The organism is Cellulomonas cellasea (assembly GCF_006538745.1).
GTDB classification, from domain to species: Bacteria; Actinomycetota; Actinomycetes; order Actinomycetales; family Cellulomonadaceae; genus Cellulomonas_A; species Cellulomonas_A cellasea.
Genome location: NZ_BJLR01000025.1, coordinates 19797 through 37323 on the forward strand (window position 1 = coordinate 19797; position 17527 = coordinate 37323).

At 76.5% G+C, this 17527-nt stretch carries 14 protein-coding genes; 7 read left to right on the top strand and 7 right to left on the bottom strand.

The features are described from left to right. Nucleotides 1–53: 53 nt before the first annotated feature. Nucleotides 54–1634 (bottom strand): SDR family NAD(P)-dependent oxidoreductase, encoded by a 1581-nt coding sequence (locus tag CCE01nite_RS13235; RefSeq protein WP_084142818.1) that lies wholly within the window; start codon nt 1632–1634, stop codon nt 54–56. Nucleotides 1635–1890: 256 nt separating this feature from the next. Between CCE01nite_RS13235 and CCE01nite_RS13240 the strand changes: the two genes are divergently transcribed. The 4 genes from CCE01nite_RS13240 to CCE01nite_RS13255 all read left to right on the top strand — a co-directional run bounded on the left by CCE01nite_RS13240 (nt 1891) and on the right by CCE01nite_RS13255 (nt 5202). Next, on the top strand, nt 1891–2295 hold the full coding sequence (locus tag CCE01nite_RS13240; RefSeq protein WP_034632364.1) for a TOBE domain-containing protein: 405 nt from the start codon (nt 1891–1893) through the stop codon (nt 2293–2295). A gap of 92 nt (nt 2296–2387) precedes the next feature. After that, the gene (modA, locus tag CCE01nite_RS13245) at nt 2388–3131 is read left to right on the top strand and encodes a molybdate ABC transporter substrate-binding protein (RefSeq protein ID WP_034632367.1); all 744 of its coding nucleotides are present in this window, start codon (nt 2388–2390) and stop codon (nt 3129–3131) included. Between the two features lie 86 nt (nt 3132–3217). Beyond that, on the top strand, nt 3218–4000 hold the full coding sequence (locus CCE01nite_RS13250) for an ABC transporter permease (protein ID WP_034632371.1): 783 nt from the start codon (nt 3218–3220) through the stop codon (nt 3998–4000). Next, nucleotides 3997–5202 (top strand): sulfate/molybdate ABC transporter ATP-binding protein, encoded by a 1206-nt coding sequence (locus CCE01nite_RS13255; RefSeq protein WP_084142822.1) that lies wholly within the window; start codon nt 3997–3999, stop codon nt 5200–5202. The genes CCE01nite_RS13250 and CCE01nite_RS13255 overlap by 4 nt, the downstream gene beginning before the upstream one ends. Nucleotides 5203–5205: 3 nt before the next feature. Here the strand turns inward: CCE01nite_RS13255 and CCE01nite_RS13260 are convergent, their stop codons facing one another. Then, entirely contained in the window at nt 5206–6165 is a 960-nt protein-coding gene (locus CCE01nite_RS13260; RefSeq protein ID WP_034632373.1) for a pirin family protein, read from the bottom strand. Between the two features lie 165 nt (nt 6166–6330). Beyond that, a complete protein-coding gene (locus tag CCE01nite_RS13265) occupies nt 6331–9078 on the bottom strand; it encodes a cellulose binding domain-containing protein (RefSeq protein WP_281282395.1) in 2748 nt (915 codons plus the stop codon). Between the two features lie 250 nt (nt 9079–9328). Here CCE01nite_RS13265 and CCE01nite_RS13270 point away from each other — a divergent pair, with 250 nt between their 5' ends. Next, the gene (locus tag CCE01nite_RS13270; RefSeq protein WP_141372584.1) at nt 9329–12565 is read left to right on the top strand and encodes an AfsR/SARP family transcriptional regulator; all 3237 of its coding nucleotides are present in this window, start codon (nt 9329–9331) and stop codon (nt 12563–12565) included. 135 nt (nt 12566–12700) lie between these two features. Here CCE01nite_RS13270 and CCE01nite_RS21825 read toward each other — a convergent pair whose 3' ends face one another. Next, entirely contained in the window at nt 12701–13435 is a 735-nt protein-coding gene (locus tag CCE01nite_RS21825; protein WP_141372585.1) for a helix-turn-helix transcriptional regulator, read from the bottom strand. A 197-nt stretch (nt 13436–13632) separates the two neighbouring features. On the opposite strand from CCE01nite_RS21825, the gene CCE01nite_RS13280 reads away from it, so the two are divergent. Beyond that, nucleotides 13633–13842 carry a hypothetical protein gene (locus CCE01nite_RS13280; RefSeq protein WP_034628599.1) on the top strand — a complete coding sequence of 70 codons (210 nt, stop codon included), beginning with the start codon at nt 13633–13635 and terminating at the stop codon, nt 13840–13842. Nucleotides 13843–13926: 84 nt separating this feature from the next. Here CCE01nite_RS13280 and CCE01nite_RS13285 read toward each other — a convergent pair whose 3' ends face one another. From CCE01nite_RS13285 to CCE01nite_RS13295, 3 genes are all read right to left on the bottom strand, one after another. Then, nucleotides 13927–15036, bottom strand: coding sequence for an App1 family protein phosphatidate phosphatase (locus tag CCE01nite_RS13285; RefSeq protein ID WP_034628598.1), 1110 nt, complete (start codon nt 15034–15036; stop codon nt 13927–13929). An 8-nt stretch (nt 15037–15044) separates the two neighbouring features. Beyond that, entirely contained in the window at nt 15045–15629 is a 585-nt protein-coding gene (locus CCE01nite_RS13290; RefSeq protein ID WP_034628594.1) for a Dps family protein, read from the bottom strand. A gap of 177 nt (nt 15630–15806) precedes the next feature. Beyond that, on the bottom strand, nt 15807–16454 hold the full coding sequence (locus tag CCE01nite_RS13295; RefSeq protein WP_052103981.1) for a biotin transporter BioY: 648 nt from the start codon (nt 16452–16454) through the stop codon (nt 15807–15809). A gap of 316 nt (nt 16455–16770) precedes the next feature. Between CCE01nite_RS13295 and CCE01nite_RS22415 the strand changes: the two genes are divergently transcribed. Continuing rightward, nucleotides 16771–17445 (top strand): TetR family transcriptional regulator, encoded by a 675-nt coding sequence (locus tag CCE01nite_RS22415; protein WP_052103979.1) that lies wholly within the window; start codon nt 16771–16773, stop codon nt 17443–17445. Nucleotides 17446–17527: the final 82 nt, after the last annotated feature.

The following is a 17527-nucleotide window of genomic DNA, read 5'->3' on the forward strand; positions in this document are numbered from 1 at the left end:
GCCCACGGCACGCCCGGTCGGGGCGCCGTCCGGTCAGCGACGCCGGGCGCCGGTCACCACGCGGAGCGCGCGTAGTCCTTGAGGAAGCACCCGAACAGGTCCTCGCCCGCCTCGCCGCGCACGATCGGGTCGTACACGCGCGCGGCGCCGTCGACCAGATCGAGCGGGGCGTGGAAGCCCTCCTCGGCGAGGCGCACCTTCGTCGGGTGCGGGCGCTCGTCGGTGATCCACCCCGTGTCGACCGCGGTCATGAGGATGCCGTCGCTCGCGAGCTCCGCCGCGCTCGTGCGCGTGAGCATGTTCAGCGCGGCCTTCGCCATGTTCGTGTGCGGGTGCCCCGGGCCCTTGTAGCCGCGCGAGAACACGCCCTCCATCGCCGAGACGTTCACCACGTACGTGCGCCGGGCGCTCGCGGCCCGCATCGCAGGGCGCAGGCGGCTGACGAGGATGAACGGCGCCGTCTGGTTGCAGAGCTGGACCTCGAGCAGCTCCATGGGGTCGACCTCGTCGACCGTCGCGACCCAGCTGTTGGTGTCGTGGGTGTCCGGGACGAGACCGCCCGCGTCGATCGACGTGCCCGCGACGAGCCGCTCGAGCGACGCCGCGTGCGCCGTGAGGGCCTGCGCGGTGAGCGCGTCCGCGTCGGCCGCGGCGAGCGCGAGCGTCGGGCTGGTGAGCTCGCTGACCGCGCCGGCGAGCGCGCGCGGGTGGGCGTCGCTCGTGTGCCCGAACGTGCGGATCGCCGGCAGCGGGCCCGCGGGCAGCGGCGCGAGCTCGGCGTCTGCGAGGCGCGAGTAGGCCCCGGGGGAGCGACGCACGGTCTGCGCGGCGTTGTTGATCAGGACGTCGAGCGGCCCGGCGGCGGCGACCGAGTCGGCGAGCGCGACGACCTGGGCGGGGTCGCGCAGGTCGATCCCGACGATCTCGAGCCGGTGGAGCCAGTCCGCGGCGTCGGGCATCGCGGCGAAGCGCCGGGCCGCGTCGCGCGGGAACCGGGTCGTGATCGTGGTGTGCGCGCCGTCGCGCAGGAGCCGCAGCGCGATGTACATCCCGATCTTCGCCCGCCCGCCCGTCAGGAGCGCCCGCCGACCCGTCAGGTCGGTGCGGGCGTCCCGCTTGGCGTGGTTGAGCGCCGCGCACGACGGGCACAGCTGGTGGTAGAACGCGTCGACCTCGCTGTACAGCTCCTTGCAGATGTAGCAGGGCCGGGCCTTGAGCAGCGTCCCCGCGGTCGCGCCCCGCACGTTCGACACGAGCGGGATGCCGAGGGTCTCGTCGTCGATGCGCCCGGGGCTGCCGGTCGCGGTCGCGGCGACGACGGCCCGGTCCGCGGCGCTGATCGCGGCGCGCTTCTGGGTGCGTCGCTGCTTCTTCACGGCCTTGAACAGCCCCGAGGTCGCGCGCCGGGCGACCGCGTGCTGGGGGTGGTCGTGGGGGAGGGCGACGAGCTGGTCGACGACGCGCAGGAACGTGGCGAGGTCCGCGTCGTCGACGCCGGGGGCGTGCTCGGCCTGCTCGGTCCGCTCGTCCTGCTCCGCCGGGTCGGCCTGCTCGATCGCGTCGACCCCCGGGGCGTGCTCCTGCGGGGTGGGCGGGGCCTGCTCGCGCGCGTCGCGGCTCTCAGTGACGGTCATGTGGCTCTTCCATCTCTGCCGCCCCGGCGGACGACGGGCCTCCTGCGGGGCCTCGTCCTCACGGGCACACGCGGGCGCGAGGTGCGCGCCAACCGCTCAGCGTACCGGCGACGCGGCCGATCACCGGGGTGACGTTCACCGCATCTCCCTGCCGCTCCCCGCCCGGTGCACCGGTGCCCGGGCGGTGTCGATGCACACCGCGTGTGCGTCATCGCGTGGCTGCTTCCACCGCTTCTGCGGTGATATCGTCCGGGTCGTGACGCACTTTCGGATCGCCGAGGCCGCGACCCTGCTCGGGGTGAGCGACGACACCGTCCGCCGGTGGGTCGACTCGGGCCTCCTGCGCGCCGGCTGGGACAGCGCCGGGCGCCGGCTCATCGACGGCGCCGACCTCGCCGCCCGTGCCGTGCAGAACGCCCGCACGCCCGACGACCCCGGTGCGGGCACCAGCTCGGCGCGCAACCGGTTCGTCGGGCTCGTCACCGCGATCACCGCGGACACCGTGATAGCGCAGGTCGAGCTGCAGTGCGGCCCCCACCGGGTCGTGTCGCTCATGTCGAGCGAGGCCGTGCGCGAGCTCGGGCTGCACGTGGGGGCGCTCGCGGTCGCGGTGGTCAAGGCGACGACGGTCGTGGTCGAGACGCCGGACACGCGGCGGTGAGCACGGTGCCGCTCCGCCTCCCGTGGTCGAGTGCGCGGACCGCGCCGGGGGCTGGGCCACGACGGGCACCCGGCGGCGGGCAGAGGTGCCGCGTGGTGCTCGTGCTGGCCGCCGGGGCGGGGCTGGTGCTGGCGGCGTGCTCGCCCCCGACGACCGGCGCAGCTGACCCCGTACGGGTGCTCGCCGCGGCATCGCTGCACGCCCCGCTCGACGAGCTGCTCGCGGCGCACGCCGAGAGCACCGGCGGACCGGCGCCGCTCGTGACGTACGACGGGTCGGCCGCGCTGCTGACGCAGCTGCGCGAGGGCGCCGTCGCCGACGTCGTCGTGCTCGCGGACGCCGCGTCGACGTCGCAGGCGCAGGACGCCGGCCTGCTCGCGGGCCGCGCCGTCGAGGTCGCCGCGAACACGCTGCGGATCGCCGTCGCCCCGGGGAACCCGCTCGCGGTCACGGGCCTGGCCGACCTCGCCCGCCCGGACGTGACGGTCGTGCTGTGCGCGCCGCCCGTGCCGTGCGGGGCGGCGACCCGCACGCTGCTCGCGGACACCGGCGTCGAGGTCCCGCGCGCGAGCGAGGAGCAGGCCGTCACCGCGGTCCTGGCGAAGGTCGTCTCGGGCGAGGCCGACGCCGGGGTCGTGTACGTCACGGACGTGCTCGGCGCGGGCGGCGCGGTCGAGGGGGTCGCGATCCCCGGTGCGGACCGGGCGCGCACCACGGTCAGCGCCGCGGTCGTGGCCGGTGCACCGCACCCGGACGAGGCGGGCGACCTCGTCGCGCTGCTCGGCTCGGCGGGCGCGCGCGTGGTCTTCGCCCGGCACGGCTTCGAGGCGCCGTGACCGGGCCGGGGTCGCACGGCGGCCGGTCTCCCGTGGATGAGGGAGCCCGCCCGCGCACCGTCCCGCCGCGGCCGCTCGGTCCGCGCGTGCCCCGCGTCGTGACCCTCGCCGCGGGGGCCGGCCTCGCGCTGCTGGTCCTGCCGGTGCTCGCGCTGCTCGTGCGCGCCGACTGGGGGAGCGTCCCGGCGGCGGTCACCTCACCCGAGGCGCTCGCCGCCCTGGGCCTGTCCCTGCGCACCGGTGCCGCCGCGACGGCCCTGTGCGTCGTGCTCGGCTTCCCGCTCGCGGTGCTGCTCGCCCGCTCGCAGGGTCGCGCCGCGGACGTGGTGCGCGCGCTCGTGACGCTGCCGCTCGTGCTGCCCCCGACGGTCGGGGGGATCGCGCTGCTCTACCTGCTGGGTCGCCAGGGGCTCGTGGGCGAGCACCTCGACGCGCTGCTCGGGGTCCGGGTCCCGTTCACGATCGCCGCGGTGGTCCTCGCGCAGGCGTTCGTCGCGCTGCCGTTCCTCGTGCTCGCGGTCGAGGGGTCGCTGCGCACGCTCGGCACGGGGTACGAGACGGTCGCCGCGACCCTCGGGGCGGGCCGCTGGATGGTCCTGCGCCGGGTCACCCTCCCGCTCGCGGCCCCGGGCCTCGCGAGCGGGACGGTCCTGTGCTTCGCGCGGGCCCTCGGGGAGTTCGGGGCGACGGCGCTGTTCGCGGGGAACGTCCCGGGGGTCACTCGCACGATGCCGCTCGCGATCTACACCGCGTTCAACGGCGCGGGGGTGTCCCCGGACACCGCGGTCGCGCTGTCGCTGCTCCTCGTCGGGGCCGCGGTCGTGATCCTCGTCCTGGCGCGAGCGTGGCGACCGGGGGTGCGGGCATGAGGTTCCCGCGCCGCCGCGCCGGGGGTGCACGACACGAATGGGGTCCCGGTCCGGGCGGGGGTGCCGGTCCGGGCGGCGGGGCCGCTGCCGCCGGCGTCACGGTGCCCGGGCGCCGGCTGCAGGCCGACGTGCGCGTGCACCGGGCCGCGCGCCAGGGGACCGCGGCGTTCACGCTCGACGTGCAGCTCGACGTCGGCGCCGGGGAGGTCCTCGCCGTCGTGGGCCCCAACGGGGCGGGCAAGTCGACGCTGCTCGCGGTCCTGGCCGGGCTCCTGCGCCCGAGCGGAGGGACCGTGCACCTCGCGGGACGGGCGCTGACCCACGTGGACCCCGCCGGCCGCGTCCACGCCGCGGTTCCCCCCGAGCAGCGCGGCGTCGGCCTGCTCGGCCAGGACCCGCGGCTGTTCCCGCACCTGACCGCCCTGGAGAACGTCGCCTTCGGGCCCCGCGCCCGCGGCGCCCGCCCCGCCCACGCGCGTGCCGACGCCGCCGCCTGGCTCGACGCCGTCGGGCTGCCCGACCTCGCCGCGCACCGCCCCGCCGAGCTCTCGGGCGGGCAGCGCCAGCGGGTCGCCCTCGCCCGCGCCCTCGCCGCACGCCCGCACGCGCTCCTGCTCGACGAACCCGTCGCCGCCCTCGACGCCGCCCACGCCCCCCTCGTGCGCCAGCTCCTGCGCGAGCAGGTCGCCCGCACGGGGACCACGACCGTCCTGGTGACCCACGACGTGCTCGACGCGGTCGTCCTCGCCGACCGGGTCCTCGTCCTCGACGCGGGCCGCGCCGTCCACCACGGCCCGACCGGCGCCGTGCTCGCCGCCCCGCGCGACCCGTTCACCGCGGCGCTCGCGGGCGTCAACCTCGTCGTCGGCACCGGGGAGCGGGGCGCCGTGCGTGCCGCGGACGGCCGGCTGCTGCGCGGGACGGACCCCGTGCCCGACGGCGTCGCGGCGGCCGCCGTGTTCGCCCCCGCGGCGGTGTCCGTGCACACTGAGGAGCCCGTGCACGCCAGCCCGCGCAACGTGTGGCCGACGACGGTGGTCGCGCTCGAGCCGCGCGGCGCCGCCGTGGGGGTCCGCACGAGCGGGCGGCCCGAGGTCGTCGCGGACGTCACGCCCGCGTCGGTCGCCGAGCTCGGCCTGCGCCCCGGGGTTCCGGTGTGGCTGTCCGTCAAGGCGACCGAGGTCGGCGTGCACCTGCGCTGAGGGTCAGTCCGCGCGACGCCGCCGCGGCGTCAGGTGCACGTTCGGCAGCTCGGGGGCCGGGATGCGCGCCCCGTCGTGCCCGTCGACCACCCCGAAGCGCTCCTCCCGCGCGTGCTCCCAGTCGTGCCGCGCCCGCGCGACCTCGTCGTGGCTGCGCCCCACGAAGTTCCACCACATGACGATCTCGTCCGCGAACGGCTCCCCGCCGAGCAGCAGGAACCGGCCCCCCGACCCGCTCGCGACCGCGAGCCGGTCCCGGCCCGCCCCCAGGTACAGCAACGGCCCCGGGGGGAGCACCGCCCCGTCGACGGTGACGTCACCCGCGAGGACCAGGACCGCGTGCTCGAAGTCCGGGCGCAGCCCCACCTGCGTGGTCGCACCGGGGGCGACCTCGACGTCGGCCCCGAGCAGGGCGGTGTGCACGACCGCCGCCGACCCCGCCCCGCCGAGCTCACCCACCAGCACCGTGGCCACCAGCCCGTCACCGCTCACCCGCGGCAGGTCCCGGTGCTGGGCGAACGCCGCCGGGCCGTCCGCGGCGCTCGCGGGCAGCGCGACCCACAGCTGCACGCCGTCGAGCATCGGGCCGTCCCCGAGCGACATCTCCGAGTGGGCGATCCCGTGGCCCGCGGTCATGAGGTTGAGCTCCCCGGGCCGCACGACGACGTCGCTGCCCAGGCTGTCCCGGTGGTGGATCTCCCCGGTGAGCGGCCAGGTCACCGTCTGCAGCCCGGTGTGGGGGTGGGGGAGCACCCGCATGTCGGTGCGGTCGGGGCCGAACCGGTCCAGGAAGCACCACGCGCCGACGAGGGGCAGGTCCCGCTGCGGGAGCGTGCGACTCACGTGCATCGCCCGCAGCCCACCGAGCGGCACGTCCCGCGGCTCGAGGAGCCGGTGCACCGGCCCGCGCTGCAGCACGGGGTGGCACAGGGTCTCGTCGGGGCGCACGTCGAGGTTCGTCACGCCCCCACTGTCTCAGGCGCGCGCCCACCGCGGCAGGCGTCACGCCCTGCCGGGGTGACGCCCCCCACACGCACGCCGGCCCGCCCCGGAGGTCCGGGACGGGCCGACGTGCTCCGCCGAGATCGGGCCCCGCGCGCCGCGACGGCGGTGCGCGCCGGGGTCAGCTCACCCCGTGGTGCACGCCGTGCCGTTCAGCGTGAACGCCGACGGCCGCGCGTTCGCGCCCGAGTACGAGGCGTTGAACCCCACCTCGGCCGTCGCCCCCGCCGCGAGGGCGCCGTTCCACGCCGCGTTCGACACCGTCACCGCCGTGCCGCTCTGCGCGAACTCGCCCGACCACCCGTTCGTGACCTTCTGGTTCCCCGCGAAGGAGAAGCCCAGCCGCCACGACTGCAGGGCGCTCGCGGACGTGTTGGTGATCTTGACCGACGCCGTGAAGCCGGAGCCCCAGTCGCTGGTCGTGTAGGTCACCCGGCACGCCCCGGGGGCCATGGTGGCCGTCGAGGTCGGGGTCGGCGTCGGCGTCGAGGTGGCCGTCGGCGTGGCGGTCGGGGTCACGGTCGGCGTCGGGGTGGACGTCGCCGTGGGAGTCGCGGTGGACGTCGGCGTCGCGGTCGGTGTCGGCACCGTCCCGTCGAGGTCGCCCATCACGATGCCGCGCCCGTTGGTGCCGACGTAGACCCGGCCGTACACGTCGGGGTCGCCCGTGATGGCCCCGCCGGTCCACGCCCACTGGTGCTGGTCGTCGTTGATGCGCACCCACGTGGCGCCCGCGTCGTCGGACCGGAAGATGCCGCGCACGCCGCCGATCTTCGCGGAGGTGTACACCGCCGGGTACGTCGTCCCCGGGGCCGCCTTGCCGAAGCCCACGACGTCGCCCTGGTCGACGCCTCCCAGGCGCGTGAACGTCTTCCCGGAGTCCGTCGAGCGCCACAGGCCGTACGCCGAGGTCGCTGCGCCGCCCGCGAGCCACACGTCGCCCTCGACGCCCGGGACCGCCGCGAAGCGCAGGTTGCCCTCAGTCGGCAGACCCGTCGCGGCCGACGCCGAGAAGCTCACCCCGCCGTCCGTCGAGACGTACACCCTCCCGGCGGCGTACGCGTAGAACGTCTTCGGGTTCACGCGGTCCGACTCGACGCGCGCACCGGCCGGCACCCCCGTCGAGGCCGTCCACGACGACCCGAACGTCGTCGAGACGTGCACGCCCGTGCCCTCGGGGCTCCACACGATCGCCCCGCCGTCCGCGCTCATCGCGACGGTGCCCGAGCCCGTGACGCCCGCGGGCTCCTGCCCGGCCCACCAGCTGCTGCCCGAGCTCGTCGAGACGCCGATGTGCGACTCGACGGCGCCGTCGACCGCCTGCCCGACCCGCACCATCGTGGCCGGCTTCAGCGCCGCGAAGTCCACCCCGGTGACCGAGCCGTGGTACGGCTGGGTGTACATCCTCGACGGGACCGTGCGGACGTCGGTGTGCACGAACCCGCCGATGTCCCCGAGCCCCGAGACGAGCTCGACCGCACCGGGCGGCGCCGCGAGGTCGAGCACCGCGGTCTCCTCGAGCCCCTGCGCCCGCACCGTGATGTCGATCTTCCCGCCCGCGTCCCACCGTGTCAGGTTGTCGGTGCCGTAGATCGTCGCGCCCGTCCCGTACAGCGCGCGGTCCGAGTCGAACGGGTCGATCTCGAACGACTCCGTCATCCAGCCGAGCTTCGGGCTGAGCTCCGGCTCGACCGACTGCTTGCCGAACGTGAGCCACGGCGCGCCGCTGATGTCCTGCGTGTAGCGCAGCGTCCGGGCCGGGTAGCCCGCCCAGTCCCAGATCCGCGTCCACGTCGCCCCGCGGTCGGTGCTGCGGAACACGTTGATGTCCGGCCACCACGACACCTGCGTCGTGACCATGATCGTGTCCGGGTCCTGCCGGTCGATCGTCAGGCCCGAGTACCCGAACGTGTTGTCCGTGCTCGACGAGGGGACCGGGCTGATCTGCGTCCACGCGCCCGTCGTCGTGTCGAGCCGCCACACGTCACCCTTGCCGCCGTCGTACGGGCCGCCCGTGTCCGACGTCGCGACGTACAGCTGCTTGCCGACGTGGTCGAAGACGCCCTTGTGCGGCAGGTACCCGGTCGGCTGACCCGCCACCCGCTCCCACGTCACGCCGGCGTCGGTCGAGCGGTAGACGCTGTTCTCCTTGTCGGCGACCCCGACGTACAGCGTCCTCGTCGCCTGACCCCTCGTCCCCGTCGTCGGGTCGAACGTCGTCCACAGCACGCCCTGGTTGTCGGCGGTGTAGTCGTAGGACGCGTCCTGCACGTAGTTCCCCACGTTCGGGAAGCTCGTGACCTTGTTCCAGGTGGCCCCGTAGTCGGTGCTCCGCCACAGGCCGTTGCCGCTCTCGGCCCCGAAGTACAGGATCGAGCTCTTGTTCGGGTCGATGCTGAGCCGCTCACCCATGCCGCGCCCCGGCATGTTGCCGCCCACCTTGAACGGCAGGACCGTCGTCCGCCACGTCTCGCCCTTGTCGGTCGAGCGCAGGATCGCCCCGTTGTTCGGGTCCCAGCCGTTCGTGTAGGTGCCCGCCGCGACGTACACCCGGTTCGTCTCCACCGGGTCCGTCGCGAGGCTCAGGATGCCGTTGTGCCCCCAGTCGTCCCACCCCACGTGGTCCGTGATCGGCACCCAGCGCCGCGTCGCCTTGTCGAGCCGGTACGCGCCCCCGATGTCGGTGCGTGCGTACACCAGGTCCTTCTCCGACTGGTTGAAGACGATCCCGGGGACGAAGCCCCCGCCCACGACCTCCACGTTGCCCCAGCCGTACCCGGTGGCCGCAGCCGCCCCGGGGGCCGAGGCGACGTCCGCCGCGCTCACGCCGACCGCCGCCGCAGCGACCAGGCCGATCGCCGTCAGTGGCGCCATCACTGGTAGGACACGCATCCGGTTCACTCCTTCGGGAACGGTGAGGTGCCCCCGGGACCCGGACAGTGGGCTGCGGCGGCGCCCGACCGTATCGAAGCGGTTCGACGACCACGAGGCCACGAAACATTTCAGCGCACCCCGAAGCGCCCATTCCCCCCGAAACGCCCACCCGATACTGTGCACCGGTACGCGGCACGAGGGGCACGAGGGCAGTTGCAACGACGCAACGGGACACCCAGGCGAGGTGCGTATGACCACATCAGGCCAACCGGCCCTGCTCCGCAGCCGCACCTGGCCGCCCCCCGCACCCACCCTGCACCGACCCCACCTCCTCCACACCCTCCTCGCCCCCGACACCCCCCACCTCGCCGCCCTCGTCGCTCCCGCCGGCTGGGGCAAGACCACCCTCCTCGCCGACGCCACCACGACGTGGACCGGCGCTCGCGGATGGCTGACCCTCGACCCGGGGCTCCGCGACCTCACCGCGCTGCTCGAGCACCTGCGCCTCGCGTGCGCCGCCCTCACCGACGCGCCCGCGCCGTGGACGACGGCGGAGCACGCCGTCGCCGCGCTGCACGAGTCCGGGCCCCCGGGGCTGCTCGTGCTCGACGACGTGCACACCCTGGGCGCCGGTCCCGCGGCCGACGCCGTCACGCTGCTGCTGCGCCACCAGCCCGCCCGGCTGCGCGTGCTGCTCGCCTCGCGCACGACGCCGGCCGCTCTGCTCACGCGGCGCCTGCGCGGCACGGCGACCCAGCTCGACGCCGACGACCTGCGGCTGCGGACCTGGGAGGTCGCCGAGCTCGCGCGGACGCACGGCTCGCCGGTCACGGCCCGCGAGGTCGTGGCGCTCACCCGGCGCACCGGAGGGTGGGCCGCGGGCGTCGAGCTGTTCGACCTCGCGACGCGCCGCCTGCCCGCCTCCCGACGGCGCGACGTCGCGGGGGAGGGAACCGGCCTCGAGCACGAGTACCTGAGCTGGCACGTCCTGGCCGACGTCCCCGACGCCACCCGCGAGTTCCTCGTCACGACGAGCGTCCTCGCGCACCTGACGGTCGCCCGCTGCACGGCGCTCGTCGACGGCGACGCGCGTCAGCACCTCGACGCCGCCCAGGACCTCGGGATCGTCAGCGCCGCGCCCGACGACCCCGGCCGGTTCCGCTGCACCGGGCCGCTGCGCGCGCACCTGCTCGACGCGCTCGAGCGGCGCGACGGCCCTGCCCGCACGCGCGCCCTGCACGCGGCGGCCGCGCGCCTCGCCGCCGCCGACGGCGACCCGCACGACGCGCTCGACGCCGCGTGCCGCGCCCACGACCACGCGACGGTGCACCACCTCCTCGCGGTCGACGGCCCCGAGCTCGCGCGACGCCCCGGACCCTGGCTCGACGAGCTCCCCGACGTGCTGCGCGCGAGCGACCCGTGGGCGCTCCTCGCGGGTGCGCGCCGCAGCGTCGCCGACGGGGACCTCCGCGCCGCCGCGCACGCCTACCGCGCGGCCCTCGACCACGCCGCCACCGCGGCCGACCGTGCGGGGGTCCAGCGCGAGCTCGCGTGCGTCCTCGCGTGGGTGCCCGGCGCCGACCGCCTGGCCCTCCGGCGGGAGCCGGCCCGCGCGGCGCTCGTCGCGCCGGACCGGAGCCGGTCGGGCGCCACCTCCGGTGACCGGCCCACGGTCGCCCGCGGGCTCGCGGAGCTGGTCGCGGGCGACCCCCGCCGCAGCGCCGACCAGCTGGGCGCCGTCGTCGACGCCGGCGCGGCCACACCGGTGGTCGAGGCGCTCGCGCTCCTCGGCCGGGCCGCGGCGCTCAGCCTCACCGGGGACGCCGCGGCGCACGACGCCCGGACCCGCGCGAGCACCGCGGCGCACCTGCTCGGCAGCGCGGCGCTCGAGCGCCTCGCGGAGGGACTCGACCTCGCGTGCCGCCCGCGCCCGCACCGGCGCGCGCTGCGGCACCTCGCGGAGTGCGCCGACGCCGCCGGCGACGACTGGGGTGCCGCCGTGCTCCGGCTCCTCGCGCTGTGCGCGGACCTGACCCGCCGGGCGGCCACGCCCGGAGACGCCGACGACCTGCGTGCCCGCTTCGCGGCCCTCGACGCACCGGCGGCGGCCGCCTGGTGCACCGGGATCTCCGCGGTGGCACGCGCGCACGCCGCAGGGCGGCCCCTGGCGCGTGCCGTCGGCCGCCACCGCGACACCGGCGAGCCGGGCCTCGTGGCGGCGGAGGACGCCCCGCAGCCGACGGGTGTCCCGGCGGCCCTCGTCCGGCTCGCGAGCACCGGCGCGACGGCCGTCCCGGCGTCGGTGCCCGGCGGCCAGGGCTCCGCGCGGCTCACGGCGGGGGGCGACGCGTCGGGGGCGTCCGCGCGCGGCTGGCTCGACGCGGTGGCCCGGACGCTGGAGTCGTCGGGGCGCCGAGCAGCGCGGCGCGGCACCGCGGGGTCCGCCGGCGTCGTCCCGCTGACCGGGGATCGGCGCGCCGTCCCGCGTGGTCCGGTGCCCGTGCACGCGTGGGTCGGCCGGGCCGGGCTCGAGCCCCCTGGACCGGTCGCGGCGCTCGGACGGGTCGCGGCGCTCGACGTCGCGACGCGACCGCACGCACTCGTCCCTGCGCCGGCGACGCCCGGCCCGCCGGTGACGCCCGCGGTGGGCGGCACGCGTCTCGTCGTCCGGTGCCTCGGGGGCTTCTCGCTCGACCGGGACGGTCGCCCGGTGCCGCTCGTGCACCTGCGCCCCCAGCACCAGGAGCTGCTGCGGGCGTTGTGCGCGCACGCCGGTGCCCCGGTGAACCGCGACCGGCTGCTCGAGTGGTTCTGGCCGGGGCGGGACCCCGAGCGCGCGCAGCACAGCCTCCAGGTCGCCGTCAGCGAGCTGCGCAAGCTCCTCGAGCCGGCGACACCCGGCGCGCGGGGCTCGGTGATCTGCCGCGACGCCGGGGGCTACGGCCTCCAGCTCGGGCCCGACGACGAGCACGACGCCCGCACCTTCGAGCGCCTGCTGCACGACGCCCGGATCGCCGCCGACGGCGCGGCGGGGACCGCGCTCTACCAGGCTGCGGTCGACGCCTACCCCGCGGACCTCCTGCCGGACGACGGCGTGAGCGAGTGGGTCGTGCACGAGCGCGAGCGGCTGCGCACCGCCGCCGTGTCCGCGTGCCGGGTGCTCGCCGACCGGTACGCGCGGGCGGGCGACCACGCGGCGGCGATCCAGGTGTGCCGCCGGGGCCTCGCGGTCGACGCCTACCAGGACGGCCTGTGGCAGCGGCTCGCCCTCTCGCTCGACGAGGCCGGGGAGCCGGCGGCCGCGGCGGCGGCCCGGCGTGCGTACGCCGGGATCCTCCGCGAGCTCGACGTGCTCGTCGGTCCCGGGCCGGCGCGGTCCGGCGCCGCGTCGCGCACGGTCGAGGACGGCGCCCGCACGGCGCCGGTGCGTGCGGTGCGCGCGGCCGGTCCGCTCGTCGGGTCGGTGCCGCGGCGGACACCTTCCTGAGCCCAGCCGCCCCGCCCGACCTGGCCCACCCAGCCGGCCCAGCCCTGCGTAGCCGTGCCCTGCCTGGCCCAGCCCTGCCCGGCCCTGCGTAGAGCAGAGAGCCCAGGCGCCCCGCGCGTGCCAGCGACCGGTGGACTACGCCAGGCCGTGCCGCACGGCGTACGCGACCGCGTGCGAGCGGTTGCGCAGGCCGAAGCGCCGCGTGATGTCCTGGATCACGGTCTTGACGGTGCGCTCCGAGTAGCAGAGCCGGTGCGCGATCTCGCGCGTGTCCGACCCCGCGGCGAGCATCCGCAGGACCTCGATCTCCCGCTCGCTCAGCGCCGGGCCGGCACCGGCTCTCGTCGCGGGGGCCGCGTGCTCACCGGCTCCCTGCGCCACGGGTGCGACATGCGGTGCGGGCGCCGCGTGCGGCGCAGGCGCGGCGGCGGCCGCCCGCAGGAGCGCGGCCAGGCTCGCGCGCGTCACGTCCCGGCGCCACAGCACCCCGACGACGCCGGCGGACCGGGCGAGCGCGAAGTCCTGCGCGTCGAGCTCGGTGACCACGAGGACGCGCCGTGCCCGCTGGCGACCGCCCGGGTCGGCCGACGCGAGGTCCTCGGCGCGGACGTGGTCCAGCACGAGGAGCTGCACGTCGGCCGCGCCCCGCTCGGGGCGCGGCACGAGGACGAGGTCGGCGCAGTCGCGCAGCAGGGTCTCGAGGCCGGCGGCGCTGAGCGCGTCGTCGCAGTGCACGGCGACGTGGACGCGGGGGAGCGGCTCGGGGCGCACGTGGGCGGCACGGTCGTGCGTGGGCCTGTCGTGGGCGGTGCGGTCGGCGACCGGTGCAACGGGACGCTGGGTCGCCGGACGCGTGGCTGTCGTCGTCATGGGGGCAGCGTGTCCGACGCCGCTCAACAGGGGCTCAACAGGGTGTCAACGGGGCAGGCCGTCTCGACCGGGCGTCCAAGTCCGTGCACGATAACGGAAACACGCGCCGCCGACGGCGCAACAGCAACAAGCCACAACCAGCTCAGGACGACCGGGGGCCGGATGCGGCGGGGCGTCCGAGACGGTAGAACCAGACCATGAGCACCGTGCCCCGCGACCTGACGTCCGACACCGCCGCCGACCACCGCGCCGAGCGCGTCCTCACCGAGGCGGAGGCTTTCGCCGGTGACGCGCGGACCGGGGGAGACCCGAGCCGGGCCCCGCACTCGCTGTCCGCGACCGAGCAGCAGGCGGACGACGAGGCGATCGCCGCCACGGAGGAGTGGGACGACCCCGCGCGTCTTTGAGCACAGCCCCGCACGCACGGATGCGCCCGACCCCCGGTGAGGGGTCGGGCGCATCCGTGCGTGCGGTCAGGCCGCCGGCTCAAGTCAGGTCAGCGTGACGCCCCGGGACCGCCACTCCTGCAGGATCGCCTTGCCGTCGGCGCCCTGGACCACCGGCACGCCCTCGGCCTGCGTGCGGCCCTCGGCCCGGCTCGCCTGGTCGGTCGAGGTCGGCGCACCGTGCGCGAGCACGTGCTCGGCCCCCGTCAGCTGACGGATCACGACGGCGCGCACCCGGTCCGGCCGCTCGCGCACGAGGCTCGCGTAGATCTCCGGGTCGTGCTGCCCGTCGTCCCCGACGAGCACCCAGCGCATCTCGGGGAAGTCCTGCACGAGCCGGCGCAGGGTCTGGTTCTTGTGCTCCTGCCCGCTGCGGAACCAGCCGGTGTTGGTGGGCCCCCAGTCGGTCAGCATGAGCGGCCCGACGGGGTACTCGTGGCGGCGGATGAACCGGCCGAGGGTCGGGGCTGCGTTCCAGGCGCCGGTCGACAGGTAGATCACCGGCATGTCCGGGCGGTCCGTCAGCAGAGCGCGGTAGAGCGACGCCATCCCCGGGACGGGCTCGCGCGCGTTCTCGTGCCGCACGAAGCTGTTCCAGGCCGCGATCAGGGGACGCGGCAGGCGCGTGACCATGATCGTGTCGTCGATGTCGCTCACGAGCCCGTAGGGCGTAGCCGGGTCGATCACGAGGACCGGGACCGACTGGCTCGCCCCGCCGGGCGCCCGCACGGTGACGTCGTGCCAGCCCGGAGCGAGCTCGGCCTCCACGACCGCGTCGACGTACCCGCCGCGGTCCGCGACCGCGGTGAAGGTCCGGCCCGAGACCTCGATCTCGACGCGGGCCTCGGGCACCTGCGCGGTCGCGAAGGACCGCCAGCCGCGCACCGCGCCGACGTCGCGCGCGTCGCGCTCGCTCGTCACGGTGCCGGCACCCGGGAGGTCCGCGTCGGGCACGGCCGGCGAGGCGAGGAGCACGCGCGCGAGCACGCGGACCCACCCGGCCGACGAGCCGTAGCCGACGTAGGGCTCGATCCGGGCGGTCCACCCGCGGCCGGACAGCCAGCGCGCGACCCGCCGGTTGAGCGCGTCCTCGTAGCGCGCCGCGCGGTGCGGGCGCTGGGTCGTGGTCGCGGCGGGTCGCGCGTGGTGCGTCATCGGAGCGCTCAGCGGTCTGCCGCGCCCTTGGCGGCGGAGCCGGCCTTGCTCGCCGCTGCCTTCTCGGTCGTCGCGCCGTCGGTGCTCAGCACGCCGCCCGCCGACTCGAGGTGGGCGCGGACGAACCAGTGGAACAGCTCGAGCTCGTGCAGGTGCCCGACGAGCAGGTCGTTCGTGACGTCGTCGAGCTCCTCGGTGTCCTTGGCCGCCTTGCGGTGGTCCGTGATGACGCCCTGGTAGACCTCGTCGAGCGCGCCCAGGTGCTCAATGGCGCCGGCGCGGCCGATCGAGTAGTCGTCCCAGGTCCGCTCGGCGACGAGCGCGCCCGGCGTGCCGCGCGGGGGGACACCGAGGGTCGCGATGCGCTCGGCGATCGCGTCGACCATCGCCCGGACCGCCTCCACCTGCGGGTCGAGCATCTCGTGGACCGCGATGAAGTGCGGGCCGACCACGTTCCAGTGGATGTGCTTGAGCGTGAGCGCCAGGTCGTTGAGGGCGTTCAGGCGGGTCTGCAGGATCTCGGCGAGCTGGGCGCCGTCCTCGGGGGAGATCGACGGCACGGTGAACTTGGGCAGACCTGTACGACGGGCCATGGTGGGGTGCCTCCTCGTGTCCGGCGCCGTGCTGGCGCCTGGATTCGTGTGCCTCCACCGTGCCCTACCTGCGACGGCGTCGCATCCGGGCGTCGCCGACCGCAGGAGCGCCGCCCGCCCGCGAGCGCGCAGGTGGGCGCGTCGCGGGCGGGCGGAGGCGGGTCTCGCGGTGGCGGGTCAGCCCTGGTCGTCGGGTCCGGCGGCGGCGGGTCCGGGGGCCGCTGCGAGGGTGCCGGTGTGCCGTCCGAGGAGGCGCCAGGCGCCCGGGAGGGCGAGCGCGACGAGGACGGCCTTGATCGTGTCGCCGACGAGGAACGGCCACACCCCGAGCTGCGCGGCGGTCGCGAGGTCGACGTCGAGGAAGGCCATGAGCCACGGCACCCCGCCGAGGTACACGACCGCGGAGGCGAGCACGACGGCGCCGAACGCCCGGACCGGCCCGCGGTCGGCGCCGCGCCGGGCGAGGTAGCCCGCGAGCGCGCTCGCCGGGAGGTAGCCGAGGATGTAGCCGAACGACGCGATCGCCCAGCCGCTGTTCCCGTCCGCGTAGAACGGGGCACCCAGGACGCCGCAGGCGATGTAGAGCAGCACGCTCAGGGCGCCGCGCCGGGCACCGAGCGCGGCGCCGCCGAGCAGCACGGCGAGCGTCGAGAGGCTGATCGGGACCGGGGTGAACGGCAGCGTGATGGTCAGCTGGGCGAACGCCGCGATAAAGAGCGTCCCCGTGACCACGAGCGCGGCGTCGACGGCCGCTCGGGCCCGCACCGCCGGGACGAGGTCGGCGAGGACGTGCGGGCGTGGTGCGGACAGGCTCACGGTGGTCATGGGGCTCCTCGGGTCGGTGCGGGTGGTGGTCGGGAGGGACGGGGTCAAGCGTTCGGCCGAGTGCGGTGCCCGCGCCGGGCCGGCGCGCGACGACCGGCGGGGGAGCGTCGTCCACCGCCGTCCGCTCGGTCGCCGCCCCCTCGACGACCGCCCGGCGTCTGCGATCGTGCGAGGTCCTGTCCACCGGGCCTCCGGACGATTGAACATCGTTCAGGCGACCTGAACGGCGTTCAAGTTAGCGTCGGCCTGCAGTAGCGTCAAGGCGCGCAGCCGGTCCGGTCGCTGCGCGTGACCGACGGTCTGGAGGGGAGGGAGCGTGGCCCTCAGTCGCGTCCAGGTCGTCGCGGCCGCGCTCGAGATCCTCGACGAGTACGGTCTGGGCGACCTCACGATGCGTCGCCTGGCGACGTCGCTCGGCGTGCAGCCCGGGGCGCTGTACTGGCACGTCGCGAACAAGCAGGCGCTGCTCGCGGAGGTCGCGGACGCGATCGTCGCCGACCTCCCGGCGCTCACGACCGGCGACGCTCCCGGGCTCACGACCGCCGACGCTCCCGGGCTCGCGCCGGCCGCGCCGGACGCGCTCGACGCGCCGGAGGACCGTGTCTCCCCGGATGCCTCGGCCGCCCCGGAGGCCCTCGCGGGGGTCGCCGGCTGGGCGCGCGCCCTGCGCCGCACGCTCCTCGGGCACCGGGACGGCGCCGACGTCGTCGCGACGGCCTACGCGCTGCGCTCGGACCAGGACCCCACCGTCTCGGCGCTCACGGACCGCATCCGTGCGGCGGGCGTCCCGCAGGCGCTGGCGGCCGCCGGCGCGGCCGCGCTCGTGCACTACGTGCTCGGGCACACCGCGCACGAGCAGGCGCACGCGCAGCTCGTGGCCGGGGCCCCGGCGGGCGCCGAGACCGGGCACGACGCGGGGGAGCGCTTCGAGCTCGGCCTCGCGCTGCTCCTCGACGGGCTCGCCCTGCGAGCCGTCGAGCCACCGGCCTGATCCCTCGCGCCCGGCCGGGAGCCTCGCTCCTGGCGTGAAGCCTCGCTTCCGGCCTCAACCCTCGCACCGTCGAGGTGCCCGG

Excerpts from the sequence above, each read along its gene's own strand:
- CCE01nite_RS13255 (WP_084142822.1), top strand. The coding sequence starts at position 3,997 with ATGAGGTTCCCGCGCCGCCGCGCCGGGGGTGCACGACACGAATGGGGT.
- CCE01nite_RS13295 (WP_052103981.1), bottom strand. The coding sequence starts at position 16,454 with ATGACCACCGTGAGCCTGTCCGCACCACGCCCGCACGTCCTCGCCGAC.
- CCE01nite_RS13290 (WP_034628594.1), bottom strand. The coding sequence starts at position 15,629 with ATGGCCCGTCGTACAGGTCTGCCCAAGTTCACCGTGCCGTCGATCTCC.
- CCE01nite_RS13265 (WP_281282395.1), bottom strand. The coding sequence starts at position 9,078 with ATGGCGCCACTGACGGCGATCGGCCTGGTCGCTGCGGCGGCGGTCGGC.
- CCE01nite_RS13270 (WP_141372584.1), top strand. The coding sequence starts at position 9,329 with ATGACCACATCAGGCCAACCGGCCCTGCTCCGCAGCCGCACCTGGCCG.
- CCE01nite_RS13280 (WP_034628599.1), top strand. The coding sequence starts at position 13,633 with ATGAGCACCGTGCCCCGCGACCTGACGTCCGACACCGCCGCCGACCAC.
- CCE01nite_RS13235 (WP_084142818.1), bottom strand. The coding sequence starts at position 1,634 with ATGACCGTCACTGAGAGCCGCGACGCGCGCGAGCAGGCCCCGCCCACC.
- CCE01nite_RS13285 (WP_034628598.1), bottom strand. The coding sequence starts at position 15,036 with ATGACGCACCACGCGCGACCCGCCGCGACCACGACCCAGCGCCCGCAC.
- CCE01nite_RS21825 (WP_141372585.1), bottom strand. The coding sequence starts at position 13,435 with ATGACGACGACAGCCACGCGTCCGGCGACCCAGCGTCCCGTTGCACCG.